Below are 19471 nucleotides of genomic sequence, written 5' to 3'. Positions count from 1 at the left end.
CGCGAGGGCCGTCGCTATGAGTGGCCCGGCAGAATATTTGTCTGGGGCCGCTCACCCGTTCGCCACGGCTGCACACAATTACCGGTCCGGCCGGGGACGTGGTTCGGTGCGGATCACGCTGCGGCTGACCGACGAGGAGGCTGCAAGGCTGGAACGGATGAGCGCCGGGATGACCGTCAGCGCGTTTGTCCGCGAATGTGTGTTCGGTGGCGGGAGTATGCGGCGCAGGCCGCGCGACCGGCGGCCGGTGGCAGGCGAGACAGAGCTCGCTCAGGCGCTGGCCATGCTCGGCCAGTCGCGGATCGCCAACAACCTCAACCAGCTTGCCTATCAGGCCAACACCGGCACACTTGCCGTCGACGAGGCCGTGCACCGGCAGATCGAGGAGGCCTACGCCTATATCGTGGGATTGCGGAGGACGCTGCTGCACGCGCTCGGCCGGACGGTCGATGACCGGCCATGATTCTCAAGGGCTCACAGCGCGGCGGCCCTCGACCGCCGGCCCGCCGCTCTCCTCCACCAGAACCCGGCGGATGCTGGCCACCAGCCGCTCGAGCACCGCCCGGTCCAGCTTGTCGGCCCGGCCGAAGCTATGCACCACCCGGGCTTCGACATGGCCCTTTTCCGGATGGCGGTGGTTCTCGGCGAGCGCGTAGTAGCACACCTCGCTGCCATCCCTGTTCCGCCGCCTGGTCGTTCGCAAGTACATGCCCACGACAATAGCATGTTTGACCGCCTCGAAAAGCCAGAAAACGTCAATTCGTGTGCCCACATGTTTTTCGACGAAAATCCACCACCGGCGAAAACCAAATTCAACATTTTCAACAGCTTGCTGACGAAGATCGTAACCGGTGCAAAAGTCCGGGCGGACTGGATTTTTGAGGCTTGATCTGCGCGCATGGAATAAGAATATGTTCTCGATTCCCAAGAGCGATGGGACGTGATTCAAGTTTGTTATGTCCAAGCCCAATGCCACCAACCTCGCCACACTCGGCCTTGATGATCTCCGCGATTTGGTTGCGGCGCTGCTGGAGCGCGTCGCTTTGCTGGAGGCGGAGAATGCAGCATTGCGGGATGAGATTGCCCGGCTCAAGGGGCTGAAAGGGCGGCCGAAGATCAAACCGTCGGGGATGGCAGCGAAGGCCGGAACATCGACGGCCACAGGCAAGCGAGGCGGCAAGGGCAAGCGGGGTGGTTCGTCGAAGGCCAGCCGGCGGGTTCCTGTGGTGAGCGAGGAGCAGAAGCTCGGGGTTGAGGCGCCGCCCGGCTCGCGGTTCAAGGGGTATGAGGATTTTGTCGTGCAGGATCTGCGGCTGGAGAGCCGGGTGATCCGCTATCGCCAGGAGCGCTGGATGACGCCGGACGGGCGAACGGTGACAGCGCCGTTGCCCCAGGGCTTGTGCGGGCATTTCGGGCCTGAACTGGCTCGGCAGTCACCGGCGGGCCTTCGAATTTTTCGGCGGCGTGCCCAAGCTGGTGGTGCCGGACAATCTCAAGAGTGCCATCGGCAAGGCCAGCCGGTTCGAGCCGCAGATCAACCGCTCCTATGCCGATCTGGCAAGCCATTACGGCACCGCCATCCTCCCGGCTCGTCCGAGGAAGCCGAAGGACAAAGCCAAGGTCGAGGTGGCTGTCCAGCTGGTCGAACGCTGGGTTTTAGCCAAACTCCGGAACCGCCTGTTCCATAGCCTGGCGGCTCTCAATGTCGCCATCCGTGAACTGGTCGATGAGCTGAACCGGCGGCACTCCAGGCATCTGGGCAAGAGCCGCCAGGAGCTGTTCGAGGAACTCGACAAGCCGGCCCTGCAGCTGCTGCCGACCGAGCCTTGCGAATACGCCGAATGGAAGGAATGCCGGGTCGCCCTCGATTATCACGTCGAGATCGGCAAGCATTACTATTCGGTCCCGCACCAGCTTCTCAAGCAGGAGGTCAGTGCGCGGATCACCGCGCGGACGGTCGAAATTTTCCATCGCGGCAAGCGCGTCGCCTGCCATATGCGCTCCCGCCAGGAACGCCGGCACACGACAATCGCCGAGCACATGCCAAGTTCACACCGACGCTATGCCGGCTGGACGCACGAGAAGTTATGTAGCGATGCCCACCGCGTCGGCCATGACACCGGTACGCTGGTCGAGCTGATTCTCGAGCGCAAACCGCACCCAGAACAGGGCTTCCGCGCCTGCATCGGCATTCTCAGGCTGGCCAAGGCGCATGGCGAGAACCGGCTCGAGGCAGCTTGCGGACGAGCTCTCATCATCGGCGGGCTATCCTACACCTCGGTCGCCTCAATCCTCAAAAATCACCTCGATCGGCAAGCCCCCGAACCCGAGCCGGAGCTGCCCTTGCTGCAGCACGCCAACATCCGTGGCCCCGGATATTTCCACTGAGCTATCACCAAGAGAGGAGAACCATGCTCAATCATCGATCGTCAGGAGACGATCGATCCGATTCCTGAAAGGAACGCAGCCAGGAGGCTGCGGAGGGCCACCCTGACCCAGCTCGATATTCTCGGCTTCGCCGGCATGGCGACAGCCTTCAAGGAACTTTCCAGCAATCCCGATGCCCGAGCGCTCGATCAGGATTTGCTAACATTATAGCCTTTCGGCTGATTTTTTGCTACATCTCGCGTAGAGTGGCTGAGCGGGAGAATATGATGCATTGTCCGAAATGCGGTTCGGAGGTCCGGACGAAGGCGGGGTTTATCGGTGAGGTTCAGCGTTGGTTGTGCAAGTCGTGCGGCTGCAAATATACGCGCAGTACGAGGCACGGGATGGGAGACGGGATCAGACGTCGGGCGTTGCAGCTCTATCTCGAGGGCATGGGCTTTCGCGCGATCGGGCGGGTTCTGGGTGTTTCGAATGTCGCCGTTCTCAAGTGGATCCGGGCTTTTGGCGAGGAGGTCGAGCGGATGCGCAGGCCCGGTCCGCCGCCGAAGATCGCGATGATCGACGAGATGTGGCACTTCGTTCATGCAAAAAAAACGAATGCTGGCTGTGGATATCGATGTGTTATCTCACAAGATGCATCCTCGGCGTTCATGTGGGCGGACGAAGCGCCGACGACCTGAAGGGCTTTCTCAAATCGTTTCCCCAGGCTCAAGGTCGGATCACCTTCACCGACGATCTCGCCGCCTACGCGGCCGTGCTGCCGAAAGGCGCCCATTTCACCGGCAAGATGCACACGCAACGGCTCGAAAGCCTCAACGCCAACGTCCGTCATCATCTCGCCCGATTCCGCCGCAAAACACGATGTACCACCAAATGCCTGCGCATGGCCTACCTCTCCGCGCTGCTCTTCATGCAGGCGCATAATAAAAAGCTATTTGGTTAGCAAATCCCGAGGCCTCGTATCCTTTGACCAGATCGGCGGTCACGCCCGCCCCATCATAGGTCAGGAAGTCGTCGGCTAGGAGAACCGCGAATGGGTCATTGCCCACCGCGCGCTCGGCGCAGAGAACGGCATGGCCCAAACCCAGCTGCTCTGGCTGGCGCACAAAGATGCATTCGACGCCCTGTGGAAGGATGTTGCGTACCATGTCGGCTTGGTCCGTCTTGCCCTTGGACCGCAGTGTGGCTTCCAGTTCCTGGTTGCTGTCGAAATGATCTTCGATCGCCCGCTTGTTGCGCCCCGTCACAAAGATCAGCGTATCTATCCCCGCCGCGATTGCTTCCTCGGCCGCATATTGGATGAGCGGCTTGTCGACGATCGGCAAAAGCTCTTTCGGCATGGCTTTGGTTGCCGGCAAGAACCGGGTGCCGAAACCGGCAACGGGAAATACAGCTTTGCGAACGGGTTTCATATTGGGGGAGACTTTCTGAACGTCGTCTTGTGTTGAAAATGCGGGATGGTGATTTCGGTGAATTACGCCGGGAACCTGAGCGCTACCCAGAATAACCGCCGGTTTGATACCAGCGCCAGGCATCGGCGATCATGTGCTGCAGCGTCGAGCGGTCGGGCGACCAGCCCAATTCCACGGCCGCGCGCCTGCTACCAGATACCAGCGCCGCAGCATCGCCCGCTCTGCGCGGGCCAAAGCTGTGTGGGACGTCGTGGCCAGTCGCTGCCTTACATTCGGAAATCACTTCTTTGACGGAGAAGCCGGTGCCTGTTCCCAAGTTAAACACCCGGCTGCCTTTGCCTTCGAGCAGCCATTCGACGCCTTTGATGTGGGCATCGACCAAATCCATCACATGGACGTAATCACGCACGCATGTGCCGTCCGGCGTTGGATAGTCCGTGCCATAAATGGTCAGGACGTCCCGCTTACCAGCGGCAGCCTCGATCATCACTGGGATCAGGTGCGTTTCGGGTTGGTGCCACTCGCCGACTTCTGCTTCAACGTCGGCGCCTGCAACGTTGAAATATCGAAACACCACCGCCTCAAAAACCGTGGCTCACGCCAAAATCTCGCAGTATTTCCTCGACTGCGCGTTTTGAGGCGCCATAGGCGTTGAGCGGCATCTGGGCGCTCTGTTCATCGAGTACAACGCCATCTTGGTCGCCGTAGGTGGCACAGGTCGAAGAAAACACCATGTGCTTGCAGCCCGCCGCCACCATGGCCTCGACCAGGTTGAGAGAGCCCAGCACATTATTGCGCCAATAGCGCCCCGGTTCGCGTGTTGCCTCACCTACCTGGCTCAGAGTCGCGAAATGCATCACCGCGACGGGCTGGTATTTGGCAAACACCGCACCCAGCGCGTCACGATCAAGCAGATCGCCCTGTACGAAGGGGCCAAACTTCACCGCACTGGCCCAGCCTGTGACAAGGCTGTCGAACGTCACCGGAATATAACCCTGGCGCGCCAGCAGTTTGCAGGCATGAGAGCCAATGTAGCCCGCGCCGCCCGTGACCAAGGCATGTTTCATGTAATTTGTCCCCTCAAATACGCGCTTGAGAAATATCCGGTTTCAAACCGACCGCAACTGATCGGCACCGACGGCCACACGGGTCTGACCGCCCATAATTTCCATCAGGACCCAGACGCGCCGATCCGGCGCGATCTTTTCGACCTCCGCCACGAAATTGGCAAACGGTCCCTTGGTCAGGGTCACCTGATCGCCGGGCTTCAAAAGCTTTGGCGGCAGCAATTTGCCCTTCGCGTCGCAGCGCAGCATCAGCTGGGAGACCAGATCCAGCGGCACGGCCGTCGGCTCCTTGCCGAAGCTCATCAGCCGTGTGATGCCATAGGTCGAGTTTACGGTGCGCCAGAACCCGCGCGCCACATCGAAGGCCACAAAGATGTAGCCGGGAAACAGTGGTCGCATGGCAGTGACGAATTTGCCGTTACGCTGGCGCGTCTCCTCCTCCAAGGGCAGGAAAGTTCTGAAGCCTTGGCGCTTGAGGTTCTTGTCCGCGATGTTGACACAGTTCGGCTTCAGCTGCGCCAAAAACCAGCTTGTGCCGCGATCGTGGAATGTCATCTTGCAACCTTATTAAAACTCTACCGCCCACATATCGCTCGAACTTGAACAGATGCAAGTCAGCTTTTCCGGAAGGTGTGTGATATTTTAATGAAGGTCATGGCGCACCTGACCCTCAGAGCATTGATATAATGGGATAATCCAGCACTATCAGCTTGATACGTTTTGCCACCCACGCAAACGTCCGACCAACGTGGAGACGGATCGGAGGCTGAGTTGGACGGGAGTGGCGAGATTACCGAGTTTCGGGCGGCGCAATATGTGCGCATGTCGACGGAGCACCAGCAGTATTCAACGCACAACCAGTCCGACAAGATCCGCGAATATGCCGAAAAGCGCGGCATCGAGATCATCAAGACCTATGCCGATGACGGCAAGAGCGGCCTTTCCATCGGCGGGCGCGCGGCGCTGCAGCAGCTGATCGCGGATGTGGAATCCGGCGCAGCCGACTTCAACGTGATTCTGGTCTATGACGTCAGCCGCTGGGGCCGGTTCCAGGACGCAGACGAGAGCGCCTATTACGAATACATCTGTAAGCGCGCCGGCATCAACGTCGCCTATTGCGCCGAGCAGTTCGAGAACGATGGCTCGCCAGTCTCGACCATCGTCAAAGGCGTCAAACGCGCTATGGCCGGGGAATACAGCCGCGAGCTTTCGGTCAAGGTCTTCACGGGGCAGTGCCGCCTGATCGAGCTGGGGTTCCGCCAAGGCGGCGCAGCCGGGTTCGGTCTGCGCCGAGTGCTTGTGAATGAGCGCGGCGAGATCAAGGGCGAGTTGAAACGCTGCGAGCATAAATCGCTACAGACCGACCGCTTCATACTGATGCCAGGTCCCGACGAAGAAGTGGCCTGGGTTAACAAAATGTATCGCTGGCTGATCGAGGAGGACCTGTCCTTTCGCGAGATCGCCGACCGCCTGAATGAGGAAGGCGTGACCACAGATCTGGACCGCCCATGGAATTCCGGCACAGTGCGCACGGTCCTCACCAATGAGAAATACATCGGCAACAACGTCTACAACCGCTCCTCCTTCAAGCTGAAGAAACTGCATGTGGAAAACCCACCCGACATGTGGGTGCGCAAGGAAGGCGCGTTCGAGGGGATCGTGCCACTCGAGTTTTTTCTGACCGCGCAGGAGGTCATCACCGCGCGGTCGGGCACGCCTGTCAGATGAGGAGTTATTGGATCACCTGAAACGGCTTTATGCGGACGCAGGCCAGCTTTCGGGTGTGCTGATCGACCAGACGCCGGATATGCCCTCGTCATCGGCATATCGCAACCGGTTCGGCTCGCTGGCGCGGGCTTATGAAATGATTGGCTATCGCTCGGATCGGGACCAAGAGCGCATTGCGCTGAACAAACGCCTGCGCGGGATGCACCCGGAGATCATAGCGCGCACCGAGGCCGCGATCGCAGAGGTGGGCGGCACGGTGGCGCGCGATCCCAAGACCGATCTGCTGACCATCAACGACGAGATGGTCGTCAGCCTCGTCCTAGCCCGTTGCCAACCACAGAACGACGGGCGGCTGCGTTGGCGGATCCGGTTTGACCCGATGCGCTACCAGGCCGACGTCACGCTGGCCGTGCGGCTCGATCCCGACAACCGCGAGGAGCTTGATTACTATCTCCTGCCTTGGCTCGACCTGCCCCGGCAGGAAATCCGCCTCTGCAGCCGCACCAGCATCGCCTTCGAGGCTTTCCGGTTCGAGGACCTCGGGTTCTTCTACGGCATGGCTGAGCGGGTCGGCATTCGCCGGAAATGGGGATGAGGAGCGGGTTTATGGAAATCAACGCCAGTACAAAACATGAACAATCGCATCAAAGAAGGAAACCACACCCATGATGACTGACACACCGGAGAGCGTCACGCTCGTCCCCATCGACCGGATTGAGGTCCTGAATTCGCGGGACCGCAACATGAAGATCTTCGAGGAGATCGTCGAAAACATCCGCTCCATTGGCCTGAAAAAGCCGATTACAGTGACAGAGCGCGAAGGCGCCGATGGGGCGCCCGCCTATTTGCTGGTCTGCGGCGAAGGCCGATTGAACGCCTTCCGCCTGCTCGGCGAAAGCCACATCCCGGCGCTGGTGGTCAACGTGACCGATGAAGACGCCTTCATCATGTCGCTGGCCGAAAACATCGCCCGCCGAGGTCACCGCCCGCTGGAGATCCTGGCCGACATCGAGCTTTTGCTGGCGCGGGATTACACAATCGACGACATCATCTCCCGCACGGGCTTGTCGGAAAAATATGTGCGGGACATCGTCTTTCTGCTGGAAAAGGGCGAAGAGCGCCTGATCGAAGCGGTGCAAAACAGCACCATCCCGCTCACCACCGCCCTCGAAATCGCCCGGGCAAAGCATGACGATGAAAACCTCGGCGACATGTTGGAAGAGGCCTACAAGGCCGGTCAGCTGAAGGGGCACCAGATCACGGATGCCAAACGGCTCATTGAAAAGCGCCGCGAAAAGGGCCCCAAGACCGGTGGCGATCGCCCGAAGCTGACCGACGACATCCTGGACGAGGTTGCCGAATGGCAGAACCGGCCGCTGGAAAGCCTTTATCCGCTGGTCTTTTTCGATGCCTTGAGGGTCAAGATCCGCGACGAGGGGATGGTCCGCGACAAGGCGGTCTATGTCGCGCTCGGCGTTCGGCTCGACGGCCAGAAGGAGATCCTCGGGCTCTGGATCGAACAGACAGAGGGCGCGAAATTCTGGCTGCGGGTGATGAACGAGCTGAAAAACCGGGGCATCGAGGATATCCTGATCGCGATCGTCGATGGCCTGAAGGGGTTTCCGGAGGCGATCACGGCCGTGTTCCCGCAGACCCAGGTCCAGACCTGCATCGTTCATCTGATCCGCAACTCATTGGATTTCGTCAGCTACAAGGACCGCCGGGCCGTCGCCGCCGAGCTGAAGACCGTCTATCCGCTCTATTCTTTGGCCAGTGAGCGGGTTCGAATGGCTTTTCGAGTTGCCTACTCGCTGCTCGACAAGGTTGCTTTTCTCGTTGATCGCTACTGGGCTTTGGGTAAGGAGCCAGCTCGAATCAGCTTCAAGAATGTATGGATGGTCGAGAACAAGTCACGCTTGCTGCCTCAGTTCGAGAAGTGTGACAATCTGCCATTACGCGGCCTGTTCTGGCTATCGAAGGAGCTGTTTGACGACCAACTCAAGCAGACCACCGCCGCAGATTCGCGTGAATTGCACAGCATTCGGAACGCTTTGGAACATACCTATCTGCGTGTGAGCGAGGGTTGGGCCAAACCTTTCACAATCCCTGGCTCAGATAATAGTGGCTTCGGGGTCGCAATTGGTAGCGACGAGCTTGAGGCCAAAGCGATCCGCGTAATGCAGATGGCGCGCTCTGCGCTCTTTTATGTTTCGTTCGCAATCGGTCTCGAAGAGCGCAAGAAACAGCATGCGAATCCTAACCGCTTCGTTGCTTCGATGCCGCTCTACTATCTGGACGATAAGAGAAAGCGACGTGATCCGCTTTGAGTCTTTCCGTTGCTCGACTGCCCTGCCTAACTCAATTTTTGGGGGCCATGGAGGGCAATAGCGTAGATGTAGTTCTCGGTTTCATCGGCTTTGGCCCGCCAGTTTCTTCAAGCCATTGAAAAACCTGGGTTTCCCTGCGGTCCCCACGAGGCCGATGTGTGCCACAATGGCACACGTTTTACAGAGCAACCCACGGTGCCCCACAACCAGTACATCCACCAGCGCCGACAAGGCTGGTACGTCCGTGTCACCGTCCCGCCGACACTCAGGCCCGTCCTCGGGAAAACCCATGTCGTGAAGTCGCTCAAGACACGTGATGTCGAGACGGCGCGGCTACGGCGATGGGGCGTGTTGGCTCAGGTGAACGAGTGGTTTTCCGAAGTGCGAACTGATGGATACCATCCGCTCAGCCCTGAACTTCCCGGATGTGAGCCGGGTGCAAGCGGACCTTGCGCCATAGCGACCCGGAAATCGGAGTTGCAGCCAGAGCCCTCGTGGCGCGTTGTCGGTCCTACTGAACCGGCTCGGGAGGTGATTTCACAATCGCCTGCAACGGACCCGGCCCAAGCTTCGAAGATCTCGGAGCTGATCGAGCTTTGGTTGAACGAGGCTGGCGGAACTTTCACCAAGCAGACCAGTTTTCAACACCGAACCGCCATTGAGCTGTTTATGTCGTCACACGACAGGCAACTTCAGATTGATGCAGTGTCACGCCGGGTCGCGGGCGAATTCGTCTCAACGGTCTTGCTGGCATCGGGTCGGAAGGCAGCGACGATCAACCGTATCATTTCGTCCTTGTCATCCATGTGGCGCTGGGCCGTTCGCCGGGGGCTCGCCGCTGACAATCCCTGGACAAACCAGAGTGTTGTGCCCGCTCGGCAATCTCGCAGTGAAAAGAAGAGGCCCTATCAGGCCAGCGAGTTGAAAAAGCTGCTGTTTTCCAATCCCCGCCCTGTCGTCGGTGGTCGATATGGAGGTGCCCTGCGCGATCTGATCCGTTTGGGATTGCTGACCGGCGCACGCATCAACGAGCTGTGTGAACTGCACAAAGCGGATATCGACCTTGCTGACAGATCCATCACGATCAGGGAAGGCAAGACTAGCAATGCCGAACGGATCATACCTGTGCATCCGAGACTATGCGGCCTGCTGGAGCGACGACTTTGCTCGGGAAGTGATGAATTCCTATTTCCAGAATTGACCCCGGGCGGTCCAGACGGGAAACGGTCATGGTACGCCTCGAAACGCTACACGGCCTTTCGCCGAGCCACCCTTGGTGATGACCGCACCGTGGATTTCCACAGTTACCGGCGGACATTCGCCACCTATCTTGAACACGCTTCCACCATCGATCCAGCGGTCAATGCCAGCGTGATCGCCGAGTTGATGGGCCATTCAAAGCAAAGTTTGGCGCTCAACCTGTACTCGGGAGGTTTGAAAGTGGAACATCTTCGACGGGCCATCGCCTTGCTGGACGAGGTTATCGAGCCCGACATTCTCAGACTTCTGGGCTAAACTGAGGCCATCCGCGCCGTCTCGACATCACGTGTCTTGAGCGACTTCACGACATGGGTTTTCCCGAGGACGGGCCGGAGTGTTGGCGGGACGGTGACGCGGACGTACCAGCCCTGTCTTCGCTGGTGGATGTACTGGTTGTGGGGCACCGTGGGTTGCTCTGTAAAACGTGTGCCATTGTGGCACACATCGGCCTCGTGGGGACCGCAGGGAAACCCAGGTTTTTCAATGGCTTGAAGAAACTGGCGGAGAGAGAGGGATTCGAACCCTCGGTACGGTTACCCGTACAACGGTTTTCGAGACCGCCCCGTTCAACCACTCCGGCACCTCTCCGAACGGTGGCGATTACCTAACGGGTGGAAGCTTCGCTGGCAAGCACCGCGTACCGGAATTTGATCCATGGGTCAGTTTCCGGGCAGCACCTTTCCAGGATTGAGGATGTTCTTGGGATCGTAGGCATGTTTGAGCAGGCGCATGGCATGCACCGCTTCCTCGCCATGCTCATCCCTCAGAAAACGTGTCTTGCCATAGCCCACGCCATGCTCGCCCGTGCATGTGCCACCCAGTCGAAGGGCGTGATGGACAAGACGGTCATTGTAATGGCGTGCCAGATCGAGTTCCTCGGGGTTGTCCATGTCGATCAGCAGGCCCAGATGGAAGTTCCCATCGCCGACATGGCCCAGCATGTTGGTAAAGAAGGGGGCATTCACGATGTCATCGTTCACGGCCTTGATGCACTCGGGTAGTTTCGAGATCGGAACGCAGACATCCGTGCCCCAGACCTTTGCGCCCGGACGCATCGACAGCCCGGCAAAGTGCATGTCGTGGCGGGCCTGCCAGATGCGGTTGCGTTCATCGGGATCTGTTGTCGACTGCCAGTTCTCGCTCCCATTGTCCTGTGCGAGGGCCTGTACCAGTTCCGATTGTTCCTCGACCCCGCGCGAACTGCCGTGAAACTCGAAGAAGAGAGTGGGCTTTTCGGGCAATGACAGTTTCGAGAAGTGATTCGCGGCGCGGATGGCATTCGTGTCGAGAAGTTCGACGCGCGCCACCGGAATGCCGCACTGGATTGTCTCGACGGCTGTCCGAACCGCAGCGTCGACAGACTCGAACACGCAAGACGCCGACGATATCGCTTCCGGAATGCCGTACAGGCGAACGGTGACTTCGGTGATGATGCCAAGCGTTCCTTCCGAGCCGACAAAGATCCGCGTGAGATCGTATCCGGCAGAGGACTTTTTCGCCCGGTTGGCCGTTTTCACGACGGAACCATCGGCCATCACCACTTTCAGGCTGACGACATTCTCGCGCATCGTGCCATAACGTACGGCATTGGTACCCGATGCGCGGGTCGCAGCCATGCCGCCGAGCGTGGCATCTGCACCCGGATCGACCGGGAAGAACAGCCCGGTGTCGCGCAAATGGGTGTTCAACTGCTTGCGGGTGACGCCCGCCTGGACAGTGGCATCCATGTCGTCGGCGTGAACCTCGACGATAGCGTTCATCTCGCGCATGTCGACGCTGATGCCGCCTTGCAGCGGAGTGACATGCCCTTCCAGCGATGTGCCAGCGCCGAATGCGATGATCGGCACGCCGTGCTCGTTGCACAAGCGGACGATCGCGGCGACCTCGTCGGTCGAATGTGGCATGATCACGGCATCCGGCAGCCTGGTCGGATGATAGCTTTCGCCGTGACCATGCTGTTCGCGTACGGCTTGCGACGTTGTGCAACGTTCGCCGAACTGCTGTTGCAGACCGGCAATGACGGATGCAGTGGCTGTACTCATCAGGCAGCAGTCCTCACGTGGCCGAGCATCGCCAGCATCGGGTCGAGCTCGCGGTCAATCCCGGATTTCAGTCGATCGCTCAGCGCGCCAGATGCGTTGTCCGATCCTGATGCCGGCAGTCCCTGGCAGCTTTGCATGTAGCCGATGCAGGCGGCAAGCCTGCCCACCGGCAGAGAATTCCACAGGCGCAGCAGACATTCATGCACGCCGCGGGCCGTTTCATGATCGCCGCGACGGACGGCTCTGTGCAATGCCACGCCGACCTGTGGCAGGGCGGCCCCGAGAGCCGTCACCGCGCCATGGGCGCCGAGCGACAGGCCGGAATACAGGAAGGGATCGAAGCCACCCAGTATGACCTTGTCGTCAGGCAGATCGAGCATCATGTCCGCAAAGGCCTTGAAATCGGTTGAACGATGGCAGACACCGACGACTTCCGCCACACTGCCCATCACGGCATGGAGCTGTTTTGCCGAAACGGCAGTATCCGGAACGTCGCAATTCATGCTGCCGTTGTCGATGATGATGGGGTGTCCCGCATGCCCGAAAAGATCACGGAAGGGCCGGGCGGCCGCTTCGCGATCCGCGGCGCCCGCAGTTTCGAACGGTGGCGCCAGCATCGCGTCGACATTCAGTTCCCTCAGAGCACGTGCCCGACGGATCGCGTCCGGCATGTTGTCGGTCGCGAGAGCAACGACGAACGTACGCCGGCCCGCAAGGCTGTCATGGGTGGACCGGGCCACCGCTATCCAGCTATCGTCATCGAGCGTCGCGGTCTGGCTCATGGGATGGCCGACGACGAGGCCAGCTACTCCGGCGTTCACAAGCCATTCGATCTGGATCGTGAGGGCGTCGACATCGATCGTGCCATCGACGTTGAATGGTGTGACAAGGGGAGCCAAGATCCCGAAAAGGGACGCGGATGGATCGGCCAGATCAAGAGCCATGCTGTCTCCTCGATACCGGACTGCGCTGCATGCAGCCCGGCGACGTGTTTCCTCTATCGTATTCAGTCGACCGTCTCGAAGGTCTGGCGGTTCTGCAGTCGACCGAGGCGGACCGCCGTCAGCCCCGGCTGCAATCGTTTCGACGGCATCACCAGCACGCAGTTGTCATACGGTGTCAGCACCGGTTCATCACCGTCGCTGGCGATGGGCGTGCCGGCCGTTTCCACGACTTCGAGACCCGTGAATTCGCGATGAAACGCGAAGCGATCCGTCTTGATGGTCACGGCATGTGTCACTTCCACGAGCTTTTGGCCGGAGCGATCGATGGATGGCCGCAGTGGGGCGACATCGTCCTCGCTGGCAAGCCCGGCAACCCGCATGGCATCCAGACAGCAGGCAAAGGACTCGTCCAGTGTCGATCGTGCCCAGTGCTGCCCGGCCTCCACGAGCACGGCGACGGAGGAATCATGCGGGTCTCCGAAGCGGTCGAAATCGATCAGCCGCGTGCCATTGGCATGGCCCTTGTCGGCGACGATCCACTTCGGGCAACCCATTCTCGTGGCGAACTGCCTGCCCTTGCGGCGCATGGTCGACAGGGTCAGGGCGGGCGATGGCGTCTGCATCGAATGCAGGTCGAGCAGGAAATCGGCCGTCCGGTAGAACGGCAGCAACTCCCGGGCACGACGCAGTTCGACGCTGTCGCCGTCGCCTTCGAGCTTTTCGGCCATCCACAGGCGGTTCATGTCCTCGTCAAGGAAGCGGGTGGCGGTGGGATCGCCCGCATCGAACGCCTCGAAGGCGGCGACATTGGCGAGGGACAGGCTGAGTTTCCCGATGCGGGGCCGGAGGCCGCTGTCGATCAGGCGAAGGATCGACCAGGGGCCGGAAATCTCGTTGCCATGGATGAGCGCGTTGATGACGAGATGCGGGCCGGCCTTTCCACTGTCGATGACCGTGATCCAGTCGATACCGTCATGGCTTCGGCGCAGGCTTGAGATATCGGGCTTGTCGAATTCGACAGGAGTGGTCATGTGCCCAGCCTTTCCACGAGTTCGAGAATGAAGCGTTCGGCAGCGGCAAGCTGGCTGGTCTCGACATATTCGTCGGGCTTGTGAGCCACCGACATGTCGCCGGGACCGCAGACGATGGTCGGTATACCGTTTTCCTGGAACCAGCCGGCTTCCGTGCCATAGGAGACCTTGCCGGGCGCATGGCCGCCCGCGAGGTCGACACAGCCGGCGACGAAGCCGTCCCCCGGTGGGGCGCGGAATCCTGGGTAAGCGAGGAAGGTCTCGAAAGTGATATCGGTTTCGGGGGAGACCTTTCGCATTTCGGGGAGCAGGATCCCGGTCGCCCAACGCTGCACCCGCTCCAGATGGCTTTCCGGCGATTCTTCCGGCAGGGAGCGGAACTCCATCTCGAAACGGCATGTGCGCGGTATGATGTTGATCTGCGATCCACCCTCGATCCGCCCGACGCTCATGGTCGTATGCGGAGGCACGAAGCCGTCGCCATGCGGTGTCGGTGTCATGGCGAATTCGTCGGCCATTTCGGCGAGATGGGCGATCAGCCGACCTGCATACAGCACAGCGTTGACGTTTTCATGGGTCAGTGCGGAATGCCCTTCGCGGCCGCTAATGGTGACCCGTGCCGCGATCTTGCCCTTGTGGCCGTCGACAGGCTTCATCATCGTCGGTTCACCGACGAGGCAGCCCATGGGCATGTGCGACAACTCGTCCTTCATGTGGTCGATGAGGTACGGCACGCCCTTGCAGCCCACTTCCTCGTCGTGGGAAAAGGCCAGATGGACGGGGCGCGTCAGCTTCATGGCGCGGATTCGGGGAACCGCCGCCAGGGCTGCCGCAAGGAATCCCTTCATGTCACAGGTTCCGCGGCCATAGATCCGGCCATTTTCGAAACGTGGCCGGAAGGGGTCGCCCGACCAGGGTTGGCCTGCCACCGGAACCACATCCATATGGCCGGAAAGCACGATCCCCGGTTGATCCTGCGGACCCATGGTGGCAAGCAGCCCCGCCTTTTCGGCGCGTGGATCGGGGGCAGTGGTGCATTCGACACCATGTCCCGCCAGATAGTCGCGGACATGCGCCAGCATGGGCAGGTTGGACCGGTCGCTGACCGTATCGAAGCTCACGAGCCTTGCGGTCAGATCCTCGACAGGTGGACGGGCAGTGACCCGTGTGTTCAAGAGACAGTTCCTCCCCGAGGGTTCTGTATCCATTGGTAATCCCGGTCGCACCGCCAATCAACAGGGCGCCCGTCTTCCAGGCTCAACCGAGTGCGCGCCACATCACGTAAAGGCCCAGCAGCAGCAGGGCTGCCAGCAGCCACTGGCGAAAGCGCTCTTCCGAGATGCGCAACCTCACCATGCGCCCCAGGCTCAGTCCGGCAAGTGCTGGAACGAGCGAGGCGATCGAGACGAGAGCGAGCGGGCCATTGACGAGATCGTAGCGGGCGAAGGCTATGAACAGCATCAGCGAGGAGAGGCCGAACAGCATGCCCATGGCCTGAACCAGCGCTTCCTTGTGCAGGTGCAACGATTGCAGGTACATCAGTCCCGGCACGACCGATGAGCCCGTGAGGCCGGTGATCGTGCCGTTGACCAGCCCCACCAGCGGTGAAAGCCAGCGTTCGTGCTGCTCGGGGGAGGGGATGCGCGGTGCCGCGATCGAGATGGCGGCGTGAAGGGCTATGAGAAATCCCAGCATCGCTGCCGGCAAATTCGATTCAGCCCGCGCAAGCACGCCGGCGCCGAACCAGACACCGACACATGCCGGAAGCAGCAGCGGCCAGAACCGGCGGGCGATGATCCCGGTGTCCTTGCCGCCGAAGGCCTGGGCGACATTGGTCATGATTCCCGGGATGAGCATGATGGCAATCGCCTGGGTAATACCGATGGATGTCGTCATCAGCCCAAGCGCTATGGTCGGCAACCCGACACCGATGAGGCCCTTGACCGTCCCGGCAATGAGAAAGGTGCCGGCAATGAGGAAAACGGTATGCAGGTCGAAGGTCATGTGAGCGAGAGCGGCTCCAGTGACTTCCAGTCGAATTCGATACCGTGGCCGGCACGGTCGTCGGGAGCGACGGCCATGCCGTTTTCGATGACGAGCGGGTGGGCGATGTAGCGTTCGAGGCCGAATCCGTGAACTTCGAGATAGGAGCAGTTGGGAAGGGCGGCAAGCAGGTGAACGGTGAGATCGTGTGCGCCGTGGCTCGTCACGGGCAGGTTGAACGCCTCCGCCAGATGGCCGACCTTCATGAAGGTGGTGATGCCGCCGCAATTGGTGACATCGGGCTCCGCGAAGGTGAGTCCGCCCGCCACCAGATATTGCTGGAACTCGTGGAGCGTATGCAGGTTTTCACCGGCGGCCACCGGCAACCCGCCCTCGCGTACGATCCGTGCATGGCCGGCAACATCGTCGGGAATGGTGGGCTCCTCCAGCCATGTGAGATTGAAGGGCTGAAGACTGCGGGCCGCCCGTATCGCCTCATCGACGCTCCAGCGCATGTTGGCATCGACCATCAATGGGAAATCGGGGCCGAGATGCGCGCGCATCGCGGCGACGCGCTCGATATCCTCGCTCTGGCGATCGCGCCCGACCTTCATCTTGATGGCGCGGAATCCGCGCTCGTGAACGTTGCTGTCGGTCTGCGCAAGCAACTGGTCGAGGGTGAATTGCAGGTCGATGCCACCGGCGTAGCAGGGGACATGGCGGTCGTGACCACCGAGGAGGCGCCAGAGCGGCAGGCCGTGACGGCGCGCCTTCATGTCCCACAGCGCTATGTCGATGGCGGAAATGGCGAGCGACACGGTGCCTCCGCGGCCGCCGTAATGCAGTGCCCACCACAGGCGGTTCCAGATCCACTCGATGCGGTCGGGATCGGCGCCGATCAGGTGGTCGCGGGCGTAGCGGTCGACAAGAACGTGGGCGGCAAGGCCGGCCACGCCGACCGTGTAGCTGTATCCCATCCCTTCGACCCCGTCGGTATCCACCAGGCGGACGGTGACAATCTCGAAATGGGTGATGTCGCCATGTGTGCTATCAGACAGCTTGACCGGCAACTCGATACGATAGCAACCGGCTTCCATGCGCTCAAGAGTGGCCATGGGTCAATTCCTCCCCGAATGTTCCCCAGCGCCTGCTGTCATAGACAGCGCCGTACCGTCATTCAACGGAAATTGGGGAGGGGAATCCCCGATACCCCTGCATACAGGCCAGACTGGCTGTATACAGCCTATTCGATTGCCTTGTCCTCGATAACGGTTTCCCGTCCCATGAGCAGTTTCACGAGGTTGTCAATGAAGGCTATCGCCAGCACCACGGTGCCGATCGCCATCGCCATCTGCGGTATCCACATCGGCGTCGCATCCTGTCCCTGACTGATGTCATGGATCTTGCGCGATACCTGCACCGCCTTCACGGCATACCACGCGAAATAGCACGACAGGAATGTGGATACTCCCACGCACCAGATCTCGGCCATGCGCCGGCGCTGGCCGGAGAACCTGCTCAGGAGCAGCGAAACGCGGATATGGGCGCCGTCATTGAGCGAATAGGCCAGGGCGAAGAACGAGGCAGCCGCCATGCAGTAGCCCGCATAATCGGCGGAGCCCGGAAACTGCTGGCCTGTCCAGCGGGCGAATATCTGCAACAGGATAATGACGAGTAGCGCCAGAAGGAAGAATGCGGAGATGGCACCGCAGAGGCGATAGAGCGCATCGAGCGCGGTACGCAGAACCCGGGCCATCGCTGTCCTCCCACGATCCGTCAAGGTGTTGCCTGTTCCGCAAATTGTATCCCGAAAGGATGAAACCGGGATGGCGGATGGTTGCAGCTGTCGCGTTTTCCTGCCGTTCCGGTGCAAACTCCACCCGAACGGCAGGAATTCCACACTCGCTTACTGGTTCTCGTAGGCGTCGACGACCGCGCGGCCCTCATCGCCGGCAGCTTCGAACCACTCCTCGGTCATGGTCTTTCCGATGGCCTCGAGGTCGGAGCGAAGCTGGTCGCTGGCCGGCTCCACGGTCATCCCGTTGGCCTGGAGCTCCGCCTTGTACCAGTCATTGAGGCGCTGGGAGTCGACGGTTCCGGCATGGCCGGCAAAGTCGGCACAGGCGGTCACGACGTTGCGGGTAGGCTCGCCAAGGGCTTCCCAGGCATCCTTGTTGGCAAACACATAGTTGCGCGGCAACCATGCATTGACCTCGTACCAGTAGTTCAGCTGTTCCCAGACCTTGCGGTCATAGCCTGTCGAGCCCGACGAGATGAAGCTCTCGGCAACGCCGGTCGCAAGGGCCTGTGACAGCTCGGCCGCCTCGACCTGGACCGGAACGGCACCCAGGAGCTCGGCCATGCGTGCCGTGGCCGAATTGTAGGAGCGGAATTTCACGCCCTCCATGTCCTTGGCCGAATTGACGGGGTTTTTCGTGTAGATTCCCTGCGGCGGCCATGGCACCGAGTAGAGCAGCACGAGATTCTGTTCGTCCAGAACCTTCTCCAGTGTCGGGCGCGCCGCCTTCCACAGTTTTTCGGAATCCTCGTAGCTGGTGGCGAGGAAGGGGATGGAGTCGATACCGAACAGCGGATTCTCGTTTTCATGTGCCGACAGCAGGCGCTCTCCGACCGGGGCCTGCCCGGTCTGCACGGCGCGCTTGATTTCATTGCCCTTGAACAGCGATCCGGAGGCATGGACGACGATATCCAGCGCCCCGCCGGTACCCGTATCGACGCACTGGGCGAATGCCTTGGCATTTTCCGTGTGGAAGTTCCCATCGGCGTAGGCAACCGGCATGTCCCACGTCTCGGCGGCGGCATATCCGGAGGAAAGCGCGATGGCAGCAACGGCTCCTACGCCCATGCGGGCCCAATTGGTCATTCTGGTTCTCCCTAGTCACTCACCTGGCGATCTGCCTGCGGCGATCATGGCAGGCCGATGGCAAAGTTCCAAGCGTTGAGACCTTTAGCATACGGCAGGAAGAATGCGATATGACGCCTACCGGCGCAACGCGAGGTAACCGGCATGAAGACGTTCGACGACAAGGTAGGGAACGAAAAAGGCGACAGTCCACACATAGATGGCTTCGGGCACGAACGTCATCTTGCCATCGGGATCGACAAACAGAGGAGCGTACAAGCCGGCGACAAAGACCGCCGTGACCGTGAGATAGAGGCCGGCCCAGGAGCCGCCGAAGCTGCCGGACCACCGTTCGATCATCGTCATCATCGCCACGCGTTTCCTCGACTTCGGGGATTGTTCACGGGCCTGAAATTGCCACGGGGA

16 protein-coding genes, 1 tRNA gene and 6 pseudogenes are annotated in these 19471 nt (G+C 60.5%); 9 read left to right on the top strand and 14 right to left on the bottom strand.

What is annotated here, in order from left to right; translation table 11 throughout:
* Positions 1-169 precede the first annotated feature (169 nt).
* Entirely contained in the window at positions 170-463 is a 294-nt protein-coding gene (gene mobC, locus H6851_03210; protein ID MCB9942616.1) for a plasmid mobilization relaxosome protein MobC, read from the top strand.
* A gap of 3 nt (positions 464-466) precedes the next feature.
* On the opposite strand, the gene H6851_03205 is transcribed toward mobC, so the two are convergent.
* Entirely contained in the window at positions 467-772 is a 306-nt protein-coding gene (locus H6851_03205) for a hypothetical protein (protein MCB9942615.1), read from the bottom strand.
* A gap of 635 nt (positions 773-1407) precedes the next feature.
* Between H6851_03205 and H6851_03200 the strand changes: the two genes are divergently transcribed.
* The 3 genes from H6851_03200 (at position 1408) to H6851_03190 (ending at position 3331) form a co-directional block, all read left to right on the top strand.
* The gene (locus H6851_03200; GenBank protein MCB9942614.1) at positions 1408-2388 is read left to right on the top strand and encodes an IS21 family transposase; all 981 of its coding nucleotides are present in this window, start codon (positions 1408-1410) and stop codon (positions 2386-2388) included.
* A gap of 383 nt (positions 2389-2771) precedes the next feature.
* On the top strand, positions 2772-3068 hold the full coding sequence (locus H6851_03195; GenBank protein ID MCB9942613.1) for an IS1 family transposase: 297 nt from the start codon (positions 2772-2774) through the stop codon (positions 3066-3068).
* The gene (locus tag H6851_03190; GenBank protein ID MCB9942612.1) at positions 3005-3331 is read left to right on the top strand and encodes an IS1 family transposase; all 327 of its coding nucleotides are present in this window, start codon (positions 3005-3007) and stop codon (positions 3329-3331) included. The genes H6851_03195 and H6851_03190 overlap by 64 nt, the downstream gene beginning before the upstream one ends.
* A gap of 13 nt (positions 3332-3344) precedes the next feature.
* Here the strand turns inward: H6851_03190 and H6851_03185 are convergent.
* The 3 genes and pseudogenes from H6851_03185 to H6851_03175 all read right to left on the bottom strand — a co-directional run bounded on the left by H6851_03185 (position 3345) and on the right by H6851_03175 (position 5422).
* Positions 3345-3800, bottom strand: a pseudogene (locus H6851_03185) (NTP transferase domain-containing protein).
* Between the two features lie 82 nt (positions 3801-3882).
* Positions 3883-4867: pseudogene (galE, locus tag H6851_03180) on the bottom strand (UDP-glucose 4-epimerase GalE).
* 42 nt (positions 4868-4909) lie between these two features.
* Positions 4910-5422 carry a transcriptional activator RfaH gene (locus tag H6851_03175; GenBank protein ID MCB9942611.1) on the bottom strand — a complete coding sequence of 171 codons (513 nt, stop codon included), beginning with the start codon at positions 5420-5422 and terminating at the stop codon, positions 4910-4912.
* 267 nt (positions 5423-5689) lie between these two features.
* On the opposite strand from H6851_03175, the pseudogene H6851_03170 reads away from it, so the two are divergent.
* From H6851_03170 to H6851_03150, 5 genes and pseudogenes are all read left to right on the top strand, one after another.
* Positions 5690-7190, top strand: a pseudogene (locus H6851_03170) (recombinase family protein).
* Positions 7191-7260: 70 nt separating this feature from the next.
* Positions 7261-7563, top strand: a pseudogene (locus H6851_03165) (ParB N-terminal domain-containing protein).
* 360 nt (positions 7564-7923) lie between these two features.
* Positions 7924-8319, top strand: a pseudogene (locus tag H6851_03160) (transposase).
* A gap of 27 nt (positions 8320-8346) precedes the next feature.
* A pseudogene (locus H6851_03155) lies at positions 8347-8922 on the top strand (hypothetical protein).
* Between the two features lie 294 nt (positions 8923-9216).
* Positions 9217-10437: a tyrosine-type recombinase/integrase gene (locus H6851_03150; protein ID MCB9942610.1), complete on the top strand. Its 1221-nt coding sequence runs from the start codon at positions 9217-9219 to the stop codon at positions 10435-10437.
* Positions 10438-10680: 243 nt separating this feature from the next.
* Here H6851_03150 and H6851_03145 read toward each other — a convergent pair.
* The 10 genes from H6851_03145 to H6851_03100 all read right to left on the bottom strand — a co-directional run bounded on the left by H6851_03145 (position 10681) and on the right by H6851_03100 (position 19414).
* Positions 10681-10770, bottom strand: a tRNA-Ser gene (locus H6851_03145).
* 71 nt (positions 10771-10841) lie between these two features.
* Positions 10842-12224, bottom strand: a complete 1383-nt coding sequence (locus tag H6851_03140; GenBank protein ID MCB9942609.1) for an FAD-binding protein — start codon at positions 12222-12224, stop codon at positions 10842-10844.
* The gene (locus H6851_03135) at positions 12224-13168 is read right to left on the bottom strand and encodes a dihydrodipicolinate synthase family protein (protein ID MCB9942608.1); all 945 of its coding nucleotides are present in this window, start codon (positions 13166-13168) and stop codon (positions 12224-12226) included. Before H6851_03135 ends, H6851_03140 begins: the two co-directional genes overlap by 1 nt.
* A gap of 62 nt (positions 13169-13230) precedes the next feature.
* Positions 13231-14199, bottom strand: a complete 969-nt coding sequence (locus H6851_03130; GenBank protein MCB9942607.1) for a succinylglutamate desuccinylase/aspartoacylase family protein — start codon at positions 14197-14199, stop codon at positions 13231-13233.
* Positions 14196-15374 carry an acetylornithine deacetylase gene (gene argE / locus H6851_03125; protein ID MCB9942606.1) on the bottom strand — a complete coding sequence of 393 codons (1179 nt, stop codon included), beginning with the start codon at positions 15372-15374 and terminating at the stop codon, positions 14196-14198. The genes H6851_03130 and argE overlap by 4 nt, the downstream gene beginning before the upstream one ends.
* An 82-nt stretch (positions 15375-15456) precedes the next feature.
* On the bottom strand, positions 15457-16203 hold the full coding sequence (locus tag H6851_03120; GenBank protein ID MCB9942605.1) for a sulfite exporter TauE/SafE family protein: 747 nt from the start codon (positions 16201-16203) through the stop codon (positions 15457-15459).
* Positions 16200-17297 (bottom strand): mandelate racemase/muconate lactonizing enzyme family protein, encoded by a 1098-nt coding sequence (locus tag H6851_03115; GenBank protein ID MCB9942604.1) that lies wholly within the window; start codon positions 17295-17297, stop codon positions 16200-16202. Before H6851_03115 ends, H6851_03120 begins: the two co-directional genes overlap by 4 nt.
* Before the next feature lie 128 nt (positions 17298-17425).
* Positions 17426-17938: a TRAP transporter small permease gene (locus tag H6851_03110; GenBank protein MCB9942603.1), complete on the bottom strand. Its 513-nt coding sequence runs from the start codon at positions 17936-17938 to the stop codon at positions 17426-17428.
* Positions 17939-18088: 150 nt separating this feature from the next.
* Positions 18089-19066 (bottom strand): TRAP transporter substrate-binding protein, encoded by a 978-nt coding sequence (locus tag H6851_03105; protein ID MCB9942602.1) that lies wholly within the window; start codon positions 19064-19066, stop codon positions 18089-18091.
* 117 nt (positions 19067-19183) lie between these two features.
* A complete protein-coding gene (locus H6851_03100) occupies positions 19184-19414 on the bottom strand; it encodes a hypothetical protein (GenBank protein MCB9942601.1) in 231 nt (76 codons plus the stop codon).
* Between the last annotated feature and the right edge of the window lie 57 nt (positions 19415-19471).

The sequence above is a fragment of the Geminicoccaceae bacterium genome (assembly GCA_020638465.1).
In the GTDB taxonomy this organism is placed as follows: Bacteria; Pseudomonadota; Alphaproteobacteria; order Geminicoccales; family Geminicoccaceae; genus JAGREO01.
The sequence above is the reverse complement of the archived record's forward strand: the minus strand, read 5'-3'. Positions and strand labels throughout refer to the sequence as shown.